General features: G+C 68.3%; 13 protein-coding genes. 6 read left to right on the forward strand and 7 right to left on the reverse strand.

Going from position 1 to position 16,028, the window contains the following annotated elements; genetic code table 11:
• Window positions 1–236: 236 nt before the first annotated feature.
• On the forward strand, window positions 237–1,028 hold the full coding sequence (locus GO606_RS17560) for a DODA-type extradiol aromatic ring-opening family dioxygenase (protein ID WP_169119139.1): 792 nt from the start codon (window positions 237–239) through the stop codon (window positions 1,026–1,028).
• Window positions 1,029–1,177: 149 nt separating this feature from the next.
• The gene (locus tag GO606_RS17565) at window positions 1,178–1,879 is read left to right on the forward strand and encodes a VIT1/CCC1 transporter family protein (RefSeq protein WP_169119134.1); all 702 of its coding nucleotides are present in this window, start codon (window positions 1,178–1,180) and stop codon (window positions 1,877–1,879) included.
• A 20-nt stretch (window positions 1,880–1,899) separates the two neighbouring features.
• On the opposite strand, the gene GO606_RS17570 is transcribed toward GO606_RS17565, so the two are convergent.
• Window positions 1,900–2,628 (reverse strand): alpha/beta fold hydrolase, encoded by a 729-nt coding sequence (locus tag GO606_RS17570; RefSeq protein ID WP_169119133.1) that lies wholly within the window; start codon window positions 2,626–2,628, stop codon window positions 1,900–1,902.
• Window positions 2,629–2,756: 128 nt separating this feature from the next.
• The gene (locus GO606_RS17575) at window positions 2,757–4,034 is read right to left on the reverse strand and encodes a phospholipase D-like domain-containing protein (RefSeq protein WP_246979717.1); all 1,278 of its coding nucleotides are present in this window, start codon (window positions 4,032–4,034) and stop codon (window positions 2,757–2,759) included.
• A gap of 394 nt (window positions 4,035–4,428) precedes the next feature.
• Here GO606_RS17575 and GO606_RS17580 point away from each other — a divergent pair, with 394 nt between their 5' ends.
• The 4 genes from GO606_RS17580 (at window position 4,429) to putA (ending at window position 12,648) form a co-directional block, all read left to right on the forward strand.
• Window positions 4,429–6,318: a TonB-dependent receptor plug domain-containing protein gene (locus GO606_RS17580; protein ID WP_169119132.1), complete on the forward strand. Its 1,890-nt coding sequence runs from the start codon at window positions 4,429–4,431 to the stop codon at window positions 6,316–6,318.
• 11 nt (window positions 6,319–6,329) lie between these two features.
• The gene (locus GO606_RS17585; RefSeq protein ID WP_169119131.1) at window positions 6,330–6,854 is read left to right on the forward strand and encodes a YfiR family protein; all 525 of its coding nucleotides are present in this window, start codon (window positions 6,330–6,332) and stop codon (window positions 6,852–6,854) included.
• Between the two features lie 2 nt (window positions 6,855–6,856).
• Window positions 6,857–8,758: a putative bifunctional diguanylate cyclase/phosphodiesterase gene (locus GO606_RS17590; RefSeq protein WP_246979718.1), complete on the forward strand. Its 1,902-nt coding sequence runs from the start codon at window positions 6,857–6,859 to the stop codon at window positions 8,756–8,758.
• 212 nt (window positions 8,759–8,970) lie between these two features.
• Window positions 8,971–12,648, forward strand: a complete 3,678-nt coding sequence (gene putA / locus GO606_RS17595) for a trifunctional transcriptional regulator/proline dehydrogenase/L-glutamate gamma-semialdehyde dehydrogenase (protein ID WP_169119129.1) — start codon at window positions 8,971–8,973, stop codon at window positions 12,646–12,648.
• 17 nt (window positions 12,649–12,665) lie between these two features.
• On the opposite strand, the gene GO606_RS17600 is transcribed toward putA, so the two are convergent.
• The 5 genes from GO606_RS17600 to GO606_RS17620 form a co-directional block, all read right to left on the reverse strand.
• Window positions 12,666–13,226 (reverse strand): DUF2889 domain-containing protein, encoded by a 561-nt coding sequence (locus tag GO606_RS17600; RefSeq protein ID WP_169119128.1) that lies wholly within the window; start codon window positions 13,224–13,226, stop codon window positions 12,666–12,668.
• 92 nt (window positions 13,227–13,318) lie between these two features.
• Window positions 13,319–13,630, reverse strand: a complete 312-nt coding sequence (mnhG, locus tag GO606_RS17605; protein WP_169119127.1) for a monovalent cation/H(+) antiporter subunit G — start codon at window positions 13,628–13,630, stop codon at window positions 13,319–13,321.
• On the reverse strand, window positions 13,627–13,908 hold the full coding sequence (locus tag GO606_RS17610; protein ID WP_169119126.1) for a K+/H+ antiporter subunit F: 282 nt from the start codon (window positions 13,906–13,908) through the stop codon (window positions 13,627–13,629). The genes mnhG and GO606_RS17610 overlap by 4 nt, the downstream gene beginning before the upstream one ends.
• Window positions 13,905–14,387: a Na+/H+ antiporter subunit E gene (locus GO606_RS17615; protein ID WP_169119125.1), complete on the reverse strand. Its 483-nt coding sequence runs from the start codon at window positions 14,385–14,387 to the stop codon at window positions 13,905–13,907. Before GO606_RS17615 ends, GO606_RS17610 begins: the two co-directional genes overlap by 4 nt.
• Window positions 14,384–16,006 (reverse strand): monovalent cation/H+ antiporter subunit D, encoded by a 1,623-nt coding sequence (locus tag GO606_RS17620; protein WP_169119124.1) that lies wholly within the window; start codon window positions 16,004–16,006, stop codon window positions 14,384–14,386. Before GO606_RS17620 ends, GO606_RS17615 begins: the two co-directional genes overlap by 4 nt.
• Window positions 16,007–16,028: the final 22 nt, after the last annotated feature.

Here is a 16,028-nt window from a genome sequence, read left to right on the forward strand (position 1 = left end):
CAATCACTTCGCGGTGGTTGGGTTTTTTGCTTTTTCGCTTCGCTGTGTAGCTGCGCGCGATAATTGGCACTACCACCGCTTTGACGATGCGCAAATGAATTGCGCATCAGTTTCACCTCATCAGGATTCAACCGTACGGCGCCGCAAGTGGTACTTTGCAGCGTTGGCGTTTCCCCAGGAGAGTGGCGCATATGTCCGAGACTACGCAAGCCGTCCCCGCGCGCATCAATTCCCGGATGCCGACCCTGTTCGTTCCCCATGGTGCCGGCCCCTGCTTCTTCATGGACTGGAACCCGCCCACGGCCTGGGACGCGATGGCCGGCTTCCTCAAGAGCGTGGCCGCTACCCTGCCGCAACGCCCGCAGGCCGTGGTCGTCGTTTCAGCGCACTGGCTGGAGCCCGTGTTCAGCGTTACCGGTGGCGTACGGCCGGAGCTGATCTACGACTACTACGGTTTCCCGGCCCACACGTACGAATTGCGCTATGACGCCCTTGGCGAGCCGCACCTGGCGGGGCGGATTGCCGCGCTGCTCGGCCAGGCGCAGCTGCCGGCGAAAACGGACGCCCACCGCGGCTTCGATCACGGCATGTTCATTCCGCTGAAGCTGATATTCCCGACTGCCGATATCCCGGTGGTGCAACTGTCGCTGCGCCGGGATCTCGATCCGCTGGCGCATCTGCAGGCAGGCCAGGCGCTGGCGGCGCTGCGTGACGAAGGGGTGTTGATCATCGGCAGCGGCATGAGCTTTCACAACATGCGCGGTTATGGCGATCCCCGTTTCGGGCCCGTCTCCGACGAGTTCGACCGCTGGCTCACGGCGGCGGTCGAGGCGGCGCCGCAGCACCGCCATCAGGCGTTGGTCGACTGGGCGCAGGCGCCTTCGGCACGTCTTTCGCACCCGCTGCAGGCCGAAGAGCATCTGCTGCCGCTGATGGTGGTCGCCGGCGCCGCCGGTGAGGATCGCGGTCAGCGCGTCTTCTCGGATCGCGTGCTCGAAACCACGCTTTCCGCTTTCCGGTTCGGCTGAAGCAACAACGGGCTGCTGCCCGCGGGAATTGCTTGGAGGCGCAGTTCATGAGTGCGCGATGCAGCCCAGCCTGTCCAGGTGATTCACGATCTTGACGGCGCCTCTGTAGCGGCCATGCTGTATGGATCGACGCCCATGGAGTGCCGATCATGAAGTCCGCGCGCCGCCACACTGAACGTCACCGCACCGATCGCCTCGGCTGGATGCGTGCCGCCGTGCTCGGCGCCAACGACGGCATCGTTTCGACGGCCAGCCTGGTGGTCGGCGTCGCAGCTGCCGGATCAGGTCAGGGGGCTGCCCTCGTGGCCGGTGTCGCCGGACTGGTGGCCGGGGCGATGTCGATGGCCGCAGGCGAATATGTATCGGTGCATTCGCAGGCCGATGCGGAAAATGCCGACCTGTTGCGCGAGCGCACCGAACTGGAGAGGCAGCCGGTCGCGGAACACCGCGAGTTGGCCGCGATTTATATCGCGCGGGGCCTCGAGCCAGGCCTCGCGCAGCAGGTTGCCGACCAGCTGATGGCACACGACGCGCTCGGCGCCCATGCGCGCGACGAACTCGGAATTTCCGCAACGCTCAGCGCACGGCCGGTCCAGGCCGCACTGTCGTCGGCCGCGAGCTTCGCGGTCGGGGCAGCGCTGCCGCTGGCGGTGACGGCGCTGGCCCCGGCGCAGGGCCTGATGGCGTGGGTTTCGGGGACGTCGCTCGCGTTCCTCGCCCTGCTCGGCGCCGTTGCCGCCCGCGTCGGCGGCGCCCCCGTGCCGACAGGGGCATGGCGCGTGACGTTCTGGGGCGCGCTCGCGATGGCGGTCACTGCCGGCGTCGGGGCGCTGTTCGGGGCGGTTGCTTGAGTCGGTGACGACGGTCTTTGTCAGGTTCCCGGCGTCCTCGGCGGGATCACGAGTGCCGCCAACCAGTCGCGCAGCAGCCCGGTGACCTGTTCGGGCTGCTCGAGCGGCACGAGATGACCGCATTCCTCGATGACATGGAGCCGCGCACCGGAAATCCCCGCCGCCAGTTCACGGTGCACGTCCGGCGGCGTGATGACGTCATCCTGCCCGCACAGGACGAGCGTCGGGCATTCGATGTCGGCGAGCGTGGGCCGGCTGTCCGCGCGGCCGATGATCGCGCGCTGCTGGCGTACGAACACTTCGTACCCGAGGCCGGTCGCCATCGACTGGAACACGCCGCCCACCTCGGGGGTGTTGGCATGCTCGGGGTGCGCCATGCGCGCCAGCAGTTTTTCGATGACCGCCGGAAAATCGGTGGCGCCAAGTTCGATGAGCTCCTCGCGCGCCGCCGTGGCGTCGGGCGTGTCGGGACGCGCGCTCGTGCTGAGCAGCACCAGTGCCCGCACACGGTGCGGTGCCCGGCGCAGGATCTCGAAGGCGACATACCCGCCCATCGACATCCCGGCAAGCACGAACGGCCCTTCGGGCGCTTGCGCCAGCGCATCCTCCGCAAGGCCGGCCATCGAGTCCGAACCGGTCAGGTCGGCGATCGTGATGCCAACCACGTCCGCCAGCGCCTCCACCTGGTGTTCGAACAGGCTCGCCCCGTTCAGCAGCCCGGGCAACAAAAGCAGGTTCATCTTTTCCATGTCGATCCCTCTCGTCAATCTGCCGCCAGGACGGCAGTGCGCCCCCGAAACCCTGAATCCAGTCTAGCCTCCCCGGCTGGCTGAGTCGAACCGCCGCGGGGTGCGGGATTTGCGCGCCCCGGCCCTCGTCACAGCTGCGACTTCAGCGGCAGCACGAATTTCTCGACCAGCTTGTCCTTCATCGGCCGCTGCTGCCACATTTCATAGGTGTAGCGCTGCGCCTGGGCGAGGTCGGCCTCGAAGACCGCGATCATTTTCTCGGCGAACGGCCGGTCGTAGAGATTGAGGCTCGCCTCGTCATTGAGGCGAAACGAACGGATGTCGAAATTGGTGGACCCGACCGACACCACCTCGCGGTCGACCACCAGCAGCTTCGTGTGCAGCATCGTCGGCTGGTATTCGTGGATCTCGATGCCGGCGTGCAGCAGCGGACCCCATCCGGCTTTCGACGCGAACCGCACTGCGTCCGAATCGATGTACGGGCCGGGCAGCAGGACGCGGATGCGCACCCCGCGTTGCCGGGCGGCGATCAGCGCCTTGACGATCAGCTCGTCCGGCACGAAGTACGACGCGGCGAGGTCGATCGAATGTTTCGCGGCGGTCACCGCCATCATGTACATCAGGTGCATGCTCTCGCTGCCGCCCGACGGCGACGCGAGGAAGAGGTGCGCGGCCACGTCCCCGACCGGGGACAGCTCCGGGAAATAGGCCGGACCGCTGAGCACTTCGCCGGTCGTCTTGATCCAGTTGTCGTTGAACGCCGCCTGCATCTGCGCGACGGCCGGACCCTCGATGCGGTAATGGGAGTCGCGCCAATGCTCGGGATCCTGCGCGTGACCGAGCCATTGGTCGGCGATGCCGACGCCGCCGGTAAAGCCGATGCGCCCGTCGACCACCAGCAACTTGCGGTGCGTGCGGTTGTTGAGCCGGTCCAGCGAGTACCAGTGCAACGGCCGGTAGCGATGGACCCGCACCCCGGCCTGCTCCATCTTCCGCAGCAGGCGCTCGTCCATCTTGATGCTGCCCGCCCAGTCGATCGTGACATGGACCGGAATGCCGGCCTGCGCGCGCTCGGCCAGCGCATCGGAGAATTCCCTGCCGATTTCGCCGGACCAGTAGATGTACGTCTCGAAGGTGATCGAAGCGCGGGCGCCACGAATGGCCTGCAACATCGCCGGGAATATCTCGTCTCCATTTTGCAGTGCGGTGACGCGATTGCCGGCGATGATCGGCGGCCCGAGCAGCACCGACATTTCGCGCCGGAACTGCGGCGTGGCGACTGCGAAGCGGTGCGCGAGCACCTGTTCCAGCTTCTTTTCCGGCGTGGAGAAGTTCATCGCCACGAGCGCCACGGCGCCGGCCCCCGCCGCCGTGATCGCGGCGGTCCAGAGCATGCGCTTGGACATCCATTTTCCTGGCATGGAAAGGTCCTTTCGGCGGGAAGCAGGCAGTCCGGCGCGGCATGCTGCCGTGCAGCCCGTCGCGTGGGAAATTGAAACACAGAAGCGCGCGCCGATGCGAGGCCCGCTACCCGGAGTGGCCTCCCAGACGCCTGCATTGCGCCTCGCCACTGACGATCGCGCCGACCCCGCGCCTCGTCATTGCGGCGTGGAGATGATGTACGTACTATCCCGCACTTTTGTTTCCTTTTGTTTCTCGATACGTTCATCGTAACCATGCAGGGAGCGCGGGATGGGAGCGCAGGTTCTTTGGCAACAGCCCCTGGCGGTTGCGGTCGCGGTCGCTTGTTTTGGCCAGTCCGGCACGCTCTTCGCGCACAGTTCGCATGATCCGGAGCTGGTGGATCTGTCGCTTGACGACCTGCTGCGCGTCGAGGTGCGCGGCGCCGCGCGTTACCCCCAGCCGCTGTCGGATAGTCCCGCTTCGGTAACGGTCATTGCGCACGACGAGCTGCGCGAGCAGGGCTACCGGACCCTCGCCGAAGCCTTGTCGAGCGTGCGCGGCGTATACACCAGCAACGATCGCAACTACACCTACCTCGGCGTGCGCGGCTTCAGCCGCCCGGGCGACTACAATTCGCGCGTGCTGCTGCTCACCGACGGCGCCCGCCGCAACGACGCGCTCTACGACCAGGCTCAGGTCGGCAACGAAGCGCCGATCGAGATCGACTGGGTCAAGCGCCTGGAATTCATCCCGGGTCCGGGTTCCGCCGTCTATGGCGGCAATGCATTGTTCGGCACCGTCAATGCCGTGATGCTCGACGGCGGGGATGTCGAGGGTGCGCGGGTCAGCGTCGATGCCGGCAGCGGGCAGAGCCGGCGGCTCGGCGCGGTCGCCGGCCGGCGCCTTGCGAACGACGGCGACTGGTTCGTCGGTTTTGCCGCGTACGAAGCCCAGGGCGAAGACCTTTACCATGCCGAATTCGACGACACTGCGACCGACGGCTGGGCACGCGGCCTCGACGGCGAGACCTACCAGAAACTCTACGGCAAGCTCAGTCAGGGCCGCTGGCGGCTGAGCGGGAGCTTTTCGAGACGCGACAAGGACTTGCCGAACGCCCCTTTCGGCACGGTTTTCGGCGAAGCCGGCACGCGCACGCTCGACCAGCACGGTCTGCTCGACCTGGCCCACGACAGCCATCTCGAAAACGGCTGGCAGCAGCAGTTCCGGGTTTTCAGCGGCGCCTATCGCTATGACGGCGACTACCGCTTTGCCGACGGACTCGACAACCGGGATCAGGCGCGATCCACGGGGCGAGCCCACTGGTTCGGCGGCGACTACCGGCTGAGCGGCGCGCTCGGCGTCGGCCACCGCTGGATGTTCGGCGCCGAACTGCAAAAGAACGCGCGTTTATTGCAGCGCCTCTTCGACGTGAATCGGCGCACAGTGCTCCTGCATACCGACAATCCTTCGCACACCTACGGATTTTTCGTGCAGGACGAGTGGCGCCTCCATCCGCAGTGGCTGCTCAACGTCAGCGCGCGCCGCGACCAGCATAGCGATTATTCGCCGATCGTCTCGCCACGCGTCGCGCTGATCCACCAGCCAACCCGCGACCTGACGCTGAAGGCGATATTCGATCATGCCTACCGGCCGCCCAACGCCTATGAGCGTTTTTACGCCGACGGGATCTTCCAGAAGGCGAACCCGGAATTGCGTCCGGAGCGTGTTCGCAGCGTCGAACTCGCAGCGGATTTTCGCCTCGGCCAGAGCGGGCGGGCCGGCATGAGCCTGTACCGGAACGAAATGCGGAACATGATCGACCAGGTGTCCGATCCGGCCGACGGTTTCCTGGTCTTTGATAACTTGCCGCCCGTGCGCGTCCATGGCGTCGAGGTGGATGCCGAGAACCGCTGGGCCGCCGGCTACCGGCTGCGCGGCAGCCTCGCATGGCAGCGCTCGCGGATGGCCGATGGAAGCACGCTGGCCAACTCGCCGCGCCTGCTCGGAAAACTCGTTTTCGGGCTGCCCTTGCCCGGTGGCTGGACGGCTGCCGGGCAGTGGCAGGGCATGGCCGACCGGCTGTCGCGCAATCGCCGCAGCGCGAGCCACGGCCTGTTCAACCTCGTGCTGTCGGCGCCCCATCGCGCCGGACTCGGCGAGTGGAGCCTCGGCCTCTACAACCTCGGCGACCGTCGCTACAGCGATCCGGTGTCATCCTCTTTTGTGCAGGATGCGGTCGAGCAGGATCGGCGCCAGTTCCGCCTGCGCTGGACACTGGCCCTCTGACCCGGCCGGCCATGTCTGTTCCACTCCCTCTGCGCGGCCTCCTGCTCGCGCTGCTGCTCGCGCTGTCGCCGCCGGCCCTCGCGCAACGCCAGGCGTCCGAACCCGAGATCAAGGCAGCGATCCTGGTCAACATGCTGCTTTTCGTCGAGTGGCCCGAGAGCGGCGAGGAGGCCGAAGAGGCGCTCGCGGTGTGTTATCTGAGCGACAGCCCGGTCGCCGATGCGCTGGTGCGGCTCGACGGAAAAATCCTCCGCAAGCGGCGGCTGCGCGTGCTGCGCACCGATGAGACCGGGGCCGTTCGATGCCATGCGCTGTACGTGTCGCAGGGAGACGATGCGGCCCTTCTCGCTTCGCCCCCCGGCCCGGGCCCGCTGCTGGCCGGCGATACGCCGGGCGATCTGCAGCGCGGCGTCATGGTGAACCTCGAACTGGTTGCAGGGAGGGTGGTTTTCGATGTCGATCTGCGCGCGGCTCGTCGGGCGGGACTGAACGTGAGTTCGAAAGCACTGCGCCTGGCGCGGACCGTACTGGAGTAGCGATGGAAGAATCTCACCGTCTGCGACGCTCGCGCCGCCTGAGCCTGCTGTCGATGGGGCTCGCGCTGCTGATCGCGTTTTTCCTGCTTGTCGTGCATCAATATTTCGCCGGGCGTCGGGCGCTGCTCGAAGAGCTGCACACCGAAGCGGCGATCATTGCCGAAAACAGCAGTGCGGCGCTGGTATTCGAGGATGCCCGGGCCGGCCAGGAAATCATCACCGCCATCCGGCTCACGCCGCGCATCGTGGCCGGAGCGCTGTATCGCGCCGATGGCCTCCTGCTGGCATCGCATCCGGAGGGACAACGCGCCTTCCCGAACCTGATGCCCGGACACGACGCTACCGCGTTCGCGGACCACCCCCTGCCCGAGCGGACAGCACTCGGGCTGACCGGCGGGGTGATCCGCGAGGAGGTGCGCTTCAAGGGCGCGCCGGTCGGCACGCTGTTCCTGCACGTGGATTTCACGTCGCTCTACTGGCGCCTGCTCGAATACGCCGCCGGCGTGCTGGGCATCGCCGCCGTTGCGCTGGCGCTGGCGTACCGCCTGACGGGCCGCCTGCGTCGGCGTGTTGCCCGCACCGAAGAGCAGCTCGAGCAGTTCGCGCTCTACGACCAGGTGACGGGGCTGCCGAACAGGCGGCTGTTCGAGCAGGAACTGGCGAAGGCCGTCAGCCGCGTGCGCCGCGAGGGCGGGTCGGCCGCGCTGCTGTTCCTCGACGTCGATGGCTTCAAGAAAGTGAATGACTCGTTCGGCCACGAAGTCGGCGATCGCGTCCTGACGATGATCGCGGCGCGCCTGCGCGAAGCGCTGCGCTCCGAGGATGTCGTCGCGCGCATCGGCGGCGACGAATTCGCCGCGGTTCTTCACGCGCTCGGTGGTCCGAATGACGCGGCACGGGTGGCCTGCAAGCTGATCGCGACGATCAACGAACCCTTTCCGACCGATCCGACGCCGATCCACATCGGGCTGAGCGTCGGGATCGCGATGCTGCCCGCCGACGGGGAGGATCCCGTCGCGCTGCTGCGCCATGCGGACATGGCGATGTATGTCGTCAAGGGGCAGGGAAAGAACGGCTACCAGTTCTTCTCCGAAGCGATCGACGGCAAGGTGCGCAACGATCTCCGGCTCGAAACCAGCCTGCGGCAGGCGCTGGCGGCGACGGACGGCGGGCTGTGGGTCGCGTACCAGCCCAAGCTGTGCGCCCGGACGCGTCGTTTCCTCGGAGTCGAAGCACTGGCGCGCTGGCAGGCACCGGACGGTTTGCAGGTCTCGCCGGCCGAGTTCATCCCGGTGGCCGAGCGTTCCGGGCTCATCACCGCGCTCGGCGACTGGCTGCTCGGCCAGGTGTGCCGCGACCTCGCGTGGCTGCGTGCCGCGGATGTCGAGGTGCCGAAAGTGGCGGTCAACGTTTCTCCGCATCAGCTGCTGCGCGGCGAAGCGGTCATCGACGGCTTTTGCCGGACCCTCGCGCGACATGGCGAGCGGGCCGAGCGATTCGAGTTCGAGCTGACCGAAAGCACGCTGACCGAAGCGCGGGGAGCGAGAGTGCTCGAGGCGCTGCACGCCGCCGGCTTCACGCTCGCGATCGATGATTTCGGCACCGGCTATTCGTCGCTCGGCTACCTCAAGCGTTTTCGCGTCAGCACCCTCAAGATCGACCAGAGCTTCGTGCGCGACCTGCCCGATGACGGCGACACCGCCGTCATCGTGCGGGCGGTGATCCAGATGGCGCATGCGCTGAACATCTCGGTGGGCGCCGAAGGGGTCGAAACCGGCGCCCAGGCGGACTTCCTCGCCGCCGCCGACTGCGACATCCTGCAGGGCTATCTCTTCGGCCGACCGATGTCCGCCCACCAGCTGCGCCAGTATCTGCACGAGCCGCTCGTCAAAGCGCTCCCGTAGCGCGGACCGGCGCCCGGCAGGGATCGCCCTTGCGGAGGGCGGTGCATGAGGCCGCCGCCGGCGCAGCAGAAAATTCGGCTCCAACCGTGCAAGAATCCCGTCCACCCGTCGCCTGCCCGCCGCGCTCGATCGCGGACCGCGGCGACGGCCGGATGCGTACACGCGAGCGGCGGCTGCAGCGCCCGATCGCGCCTTCAGGAGTCCTCCTCGCGATGAAGCCCGAAATCCCCGATCCCGCCACTGCCGCCCTCCCCGCCGCCGCCCGTTCCGAACTGCGCCGGCGCATCGACGCCGCCTGGCGAACGCCAGAACCCGAGTGCGTGCCGGCGCTGATCCGCGCCGCGCGGCTCGATGCGGAAATGCAGGCGCGCATTGGCGCACAGGCGCGCGAGCTGGTCGCAGGACTGCGGGCGACGCGCACGCGCTCCAGCGGCGTCGACGCGCTGATGAAGGAGTTTTCGCTGTCGAGCCAGGAAGGGGTCGCGCTGATGTGCCTCGCCGAAGCGCTGCTCCGGGTGCCCGACTCCGCGACTGCCGACCGCCTGATCCGCGACAAGCTCGCCCACCGCGACTGGCATGCGCACCTCGGCCACAGCCCGTCGCTGTTCGTCAATGCCGCGACGTGGGGCCTGCTGGTGACGGGAAGGCTGGTGGCGACGAGCAGCGCGCAAGGGCTTTCGAGCGCGCTCACGCGGATGCTCGCGCGCGGCGGCGAACCGCTGATCCGCCGCGGCATGGACCTGGCGATGCGCCTGCTCGGCGAACAGTTCGTCACCGGCCGCAGCATCGCCGAAGCGCTCGAGCGCAGCGCCACGGCGCGCCGGCGCGGCTACCGCTACTCGTTCGACATGCTCGGCGAGGCGGCGATGACGGCGACCGACGCGCGGCGCTACCTCGCCGGCTACGAAGAGGCGATCCACGCCATCGGCAAAGCGTCGGCCGGCCGTGGCGTGGTCGACGGCGACGGCATTTCGGTCAAGCTGTCGGCGCTGCATCCGCGCTACGTGTGGTCGCAGCGCGAGCGCGTGCTCGCCGAGCTGCTGCGGCGGCTGAAATCGCTGTGCGTGCTGGCGAGGGACTACGACATCGGCCTGAACATCGACGCCGAGGAAGCCGAGCGCCTGGAGCTGTCGCTCGACCTGCTCGAAGCGCTCGCGCTCGACGACGAACTGGCCGGCTGGCAAGGCCTGGGCTTCGTCGTGCAGGCGTACCAGAAACGCGCTCCGCGAGTCGTCGACTGGATCATCGAGCTGGCGCGGCGCAGCGGCCGGCGCCTGATGGTGCGGCTCGTCAAGGGGGCATACTGGGACGCGGAAATCAAGCGCACCCAGGTCGAAGGCCTCGCCGGCTACCCGGTCTTCACGCGCAAGCTGTACACCGATGTCGCCTACCTCGCGTGCGCCAAACAGCTGCTTGCAGCGCGCGACGTCCTCTATCCGCAGTTCGCGACGCACAATGCGCACACGCTGTCGGCGGTCTTCCAGCTCGCGGGCGACGACTATGCGGCTGGCGACTACGAATTCCAGTGCCTGCACGGCATGGGCGAGCCGCTCTACGACCAGGTCGTTGGCGACGGCGGCCGGCGGCGCAGGGTGCGCATCTACGCGCCCGTCGGCAGCCACGAGACGCTGCTCGCCTACCTCGTCCGGCGCCTGCTCGAAAACGGCGCGAACTCGAGCTTCGTCAATCGCCTCGTGGATGAAAACGTGAGCATCGACGAGCTGGTCGCCGACCCGGTCGAAGAAGCGTTGCCGCTCGCCGGCGCGCCTCACCCGCGGATTCCGCTGCCGGCCGACCTGTACGGCAGCGAGCGGCGCAATTCGGCGGGCCACGACCTCGCGAGCGAGCCGGTCCGCCAGCGCTTCGGCGCTGCATTGCAGTGCAGCCGCAGCGTCGTGCGCCGCGCCGGACCGCTGCTCGCGAACGGTGCAGCATCGCCCGCCGCACGCGACAACGTGCGCGCGGTGCGCAATCCGGCCGACCACTCCGACGTCGTCGGGATGGTCGTTCAGGCCGACGAGGCCGATGTCGAACGGGCGCTCGCGGCGGCATCCGGTGCCGCCCCTGGGTGGGCGATGCGGGCTCCGGCGGCACGTGCCGATTGCCTGGACCGCGCCGCCGAACTGATCGAGCGCGACACCGACGAGCTCGTCGCGCTGGCGGTCCGCGAAGCCGGCAAGTCATGGGCCAATGCCCTTGCGGAAGTGCGCGAGGCGGTCGATTTCTGCCGCTACTACGCCGCCCGGGTGCGCGGCTTCGACAACGCCAGCCATGTCGCGCTCGGGCCGCTGCTGTGCATCAGCCCGTGGAATTTCCCGCTGGCGATTTTCACCGGCCAGATTGCGGCGGCACTCGCCGCAGGCAACCCGGTGCTCGCCAAACCGGCTGAACAGACCCCGCTGATCGCCAGCGCGGCAGTGGCCCTGTTCCGCGAAGCCGGCGTGCCCGCGGCGGTCCTGCAGTTGCTGCCCGGCCGGGGCGACACCGTCGGCGCAGCGCTGGTCGCCGACCCGCGCGTACGCGGCGTGCTGTTCACCGGCTCGGTCGAAGTCGCGACGCAGATCAATCGCGCCCTCGCCAGGCGCGGCGGCGACGTGCCGCTGATCGCCGAAACCGGCGGGCAGAACGCGATGATCGTCGATTCCACGGCGCTCGCCGAGCAGGTCGTCGCCGACGCGATCGCGTCGGCTTTCGACTCCGCCGGCCAGCGCTGCTCGGCGCTACGCGTGCTGTGCCTGCAGGACGACGTCGCCGACGCCGTGCTCGCGATGCTGCGCGGCGCGCTCAACGAAATGCGGCTCGGCGACCCGTCGGATGTGCGCAACGACATCGGTCCGGTCATCGACGCGGACGCCCAGGCGGCGCTCGAGCGCCACGTCGCCGCGATGCACGCGAACGGCGCGAAAATCACCCGCCTCGCGTTGCCGCAGCGCTGCAGCCGGGGCACTTTCGTCGCGCCGACGATCATCGAGGTCGGCGACATCCGCGACGTCGGCGGCGAGCACTTCGGTCCGATCCTGCACGTGCTGCGCTACCGCGCTGAGGAGCTCGACCGCCTCCTCGACGCGATCAACGCGACCGGCTACGGCCTGACGATGGGCGTGCATTCGCGCATCGACGAGACGATCGATGCCGTCATCGCGCACGCCCGCGTCGGCAACCTCTATGTCAACCGCAACATGATCGGCGCCGTCGTCGGCGTGCAGCCTTTCGGCGGCGAAGGCCTGTCCGGCACCGGACCAAAAGCGGGCGGCCCGCTGTACGTCCATCGCCTGCTGCGCCGCGGCCCGGGGCCGGCGCTGGAGGGCCGCGACCGGCTCCCGGACGGCGAGGCGTTCGGCTGCCTCGTTGCCTGGCTCGACGCTGCAGGGCGGACGCTGATCGACGACGCCGGCCGCGCATTCCTGCACGAGCGGATCGCCGCCTGCCGCGCGACGCGCCTCGCTGGCCTGCGGCTCGCCCTGCCCGGCCCGACCGGCGAAGACAACAGCCTGCGTTTCGTCCCGCGCGGCCTCGTCGCCGGCGTCGCCACAACCACCGTCGGACGCCTGCACCAACTCCTCGCCGCGCTCGCGAGCGGCAACCGCATCGTATTCACGGACGATGCCGCGCATCGCGCACTGTTCGACGCCCTGCCGAGTCCGGTGCGAAAAGCGGTGACGCTGGACACCGACCGGGAAGGCCACCGGTTCGGCGCGCTGCTGCTCGACGGCACCGCGGCAGAGGCCGACGCGTGGCGCGTGCGCCTCGCCGAACGCGACGGCCCGATCGTGCCGCTGCTGCAGCCCGAGCCCGGATACGATCCGGCGCGGCTCATCCATGAGCGCACCGTCAGCATCAACACCGCCGCTGCCGGAGGTAATGCGAGCCTGATGACGCTCGGCGCCTGATAGCAGTCAGCCCGGCTTCACTCGCCGGCGAGTTGCGGATATTCCCCGCGCAGCGTCTCCCCGTCGCGCCGCCATGCGAGGCATTCGCCGACGAACGCGACCGCGCGTGCATCCGGCCAGCGCCGCGGGTCGGGATCGATGGCGATCTGGCGCGCGACGCGGTCCGGCCACGAGGCCTGCGTGTAGGTGTTGCCGACCTGGGTGATGAGGTCGGTCAGATGCGCGCATCCTTCCGTGCCGCCGACGCGCTCGCGCACCTGCCGGCCGAATCCGGGCCCGATGTGGAGCCCGATGAGGCGACGATACGCCGCAGCGGCTTCCGGACACACCGGCCACGGCGCCGCCATCATCCGCGCCTCCACGTCCAGGATCGTGAACTCCCGGTCGATCAGGAACGCGATCGTCATGTGATGGATCAGTTCGCCGGGACGGATCGGCTCGCGCGAGCGAAAAATCATCTCCTGCGCCTTCTCGTCCGCCACCGTCGCTTCGACTTCATACAGGCCGTCCTTGCGGCGATAGGCGCGGCAGGTGATCTGTCGCGTATGCGCGAGTTCGCGCTCGCATTCCCCAAGCATTCCAGCTTCCTCCGGAGCGGTGGCCCGTTCGCCACCGCGATAGCAAAAGTCAATGGTAATGGCAGCCGGCTACGATCGACAGCGCCGGCTGATCAACCGCGCCGACGGTAGATCGAAGCACGCATCAGCAGCATCGCGGTCACCGGCGAAGTGAGGACGACGAACACCGCGATCAGCACTTCATGCACCACCGGCCGCTGCGCGAGCGCTGACGAAACCAGGATCGAGGCGAGCAGGATGCAGCCCGCGCCCAGCGTGCTTCCCATCGTCGGCGCGTGGATGCGGGCATGGAAATCGTGCAGCCGCAGCAATCCGAGCGAACCGACCAGCGTCAATAGCCCGCCGATCACCAGCAGCGCGGCCGCGGGGAGCGCCGCCCACAACGGCACGTTGATCGCGTTCATGGCTCGATGACCTCGCCGCGCAGCAGGAACTTCGCCATCGCGGTGGCGCCGACGAAGCCGAACAGCGCGATCAGCAGCGCGATGTCGAAGTAGATGCCCGAGCCGAAACCGATTCCCAGCGTAAGCACGACAAGCATGCCGTTGATGTACAGCGTGTCGAGGGCGAGCACGCGGTCCTGCGCCTGCGGGCCGCGCAGCAGGCGGATCGTGGCGCACCCCATCGCGACCGAAACGCACATCAGGGCGAAGTACACCGCCCACGGAAGGACGTGATTCATCCGAAGATCTCCATCAGAGGTCGTTCGTAGCGCTGCTTGACCGTTCGTATCCACGCCGCTTCGTCCTGCAGGTCGAGGATATGCAGCGTCAACACATTGCTCTCCCTGTCGTGTCCGGCCCACACCGAGCCCGGGCAGGCGGTGATGATCATCGCCAGCACGGCGAGTCCGTGCGGATCGCGCAGTTCGAGCGGAATCTTCATGAAACCGACATGCGGCTGCCGCCTCGACGCGCCGAGGATGACGCTGCCGACCGCGATGTTGGAGCGGACGACATCGACGAGGACGACGAAGAACAGGCAAACCGCGACGTCGAAGCGTCGCGGCCACGCGGACACCGGGCGCAGGGCCGCGACGGCGAGCGTGACCAGGCCCGCGAACAACACGCCGAGCGCGATCTGCCCCGGCGCGAGGCTGCCGTTGAGGGACAGCCACATCACCAGGAGAAAGACCGGCAGGACCGGCACCCTGCGTCTCATCGCGCGAAGCCTTCCGTCACCGTCATCGCCGGCAGCACCGCCTCGACGTAGCCTCGGCCCTCGAGGTATCGGGCGGTAGCGTTGAAATACGTCATCGCCGGCCCGGCGCCGCCCGCGAGCGCGACGCACAGCAGCAGCAGCGCGGTGACGGGGACGGCTTCGGTCCATTGCAGCTGCGGCACGCTGCGCTCGGTGCCCCAGAAGATGCGCACCCCGATGCGCGACAACGCGACCACGCCGGCGAAGCCGGAGAGCAGCAGCGCGGCGACGAACAGCCAGGGTTGCGGGGCATTGGAGCCGGCCCCGGGCTCGAAAGCGATCGCCGCGACGAGCAGCGTGAACTTCCCAACGAACCCCGACAGCGGAGGAAGGCCCGTCAGCAACACCCCGCACAGGATGAACGCCAGGCCGAGGAAGGCCATCGCGGCCGGGATCGGAAAGCCGACGACGCTCTCGATCTGCCTGGGGTCCTGGGGATCCTGGAGCCCGAAGGCTTCGAAGCTGACCGCGAGGAGATCGGCCGCGATCGCCCGGCCGCGTTCGGCCATTTCGATGACCATGAAGAACGCGCCGCTCGCGAGCACCGAGCTGACGAGATAGAACAGGCCGGGGCCCGTCAGCGCGTAGCCGTCGAAGCCGAACGCCGTCAGCAACGTTCCCGACGAGACGATCACCGTGCAGCCGGCGAGGCGGTCCAGCTGCTGCGCGGCGAGCATTCCGAGCGTCCCCGTGGCGATCGTCGCGAGGCCGCAGTAGAACATCCATTCCCCGCCGAACGGGGCCGGCGCGGCGTCGCCGAGCAGCGTTTCGAAGCGCATCAGCGCATAGACGCCGACTTTCGTCAGGATCGCGAACACGCCCGCCACCGGCGCGGCTGCCGCGCCGTAGGCTGCGACCAGCCAGAAGTTGAGCGGCCACGCGCCCGCCTTGACGAGGAACACGACGCCGAGCAGCGCCGCGGCCGCATCGACCAGCGCCCGTTCGTCCCCGACGAGGAGCGGGATGCGCAGCGCCAGTTCGGCCATGTTGAGCGTGCCGGTGACACCATAGATGAGGGCCGCCGCGATCAGGAAAAGCAGCGACGCGACGAGATTGACGACGATGTAATGCAGCCCCGCCCTCACCCGCGTCGCGCCCGAGCCGTGCAGCACGAGCCCGTACGACGCGGCGAGCAGCACTTCGAAAAAGACGAACAGGTTGAAGAGGTCGCCGGTCAGGAAGGCGCCGCTGATCCCCATCAGCAGGAACTGCGAAAGCGGCAGAAAATGCGTGCCGGCGCGCTCCCACCGCGCGAGCGAATACACGAGCGTCGCGAGTCCCAGCGTCACGCCCAGCGTGAGCATGATCGCCGACAGGCGGTCGACGACCAGCACGATGCCGAACGGCGCGGCCCAGCCGCCGAGCGCATAAGCGCCGACCTCGCCGCTCCACGGCGCACTGATCAGCCCGCCGCTCATTCCCAGCAGCGTGACCGCGACGACCAGCTGCGCGAGCGTCGCGGTCAGCGCGAGAATGGTGCGCGCTCGCCGCTGTGTTTCGCCGAACAGCAGCATCGCCGCTCCCGCGAACAGCGGCAGCACGACCGGCAGGATCGGCAGATGCTGCAGCCAGCCGCTCATGCCGCGGCTCCGGCAAAGGAGC

Origin of the sequence: Aromatoleum anaerobium (assembly GCF_012910705.2) — a bacterium.
GTDB classification, from domain to species: domain Bacteria; phylum Pseudomonadota; class Gammaproteobacteria; order Burkholderiales; family Rhodocyclaceae; genus Aromatoleum; species Aromatoleum anaerobium.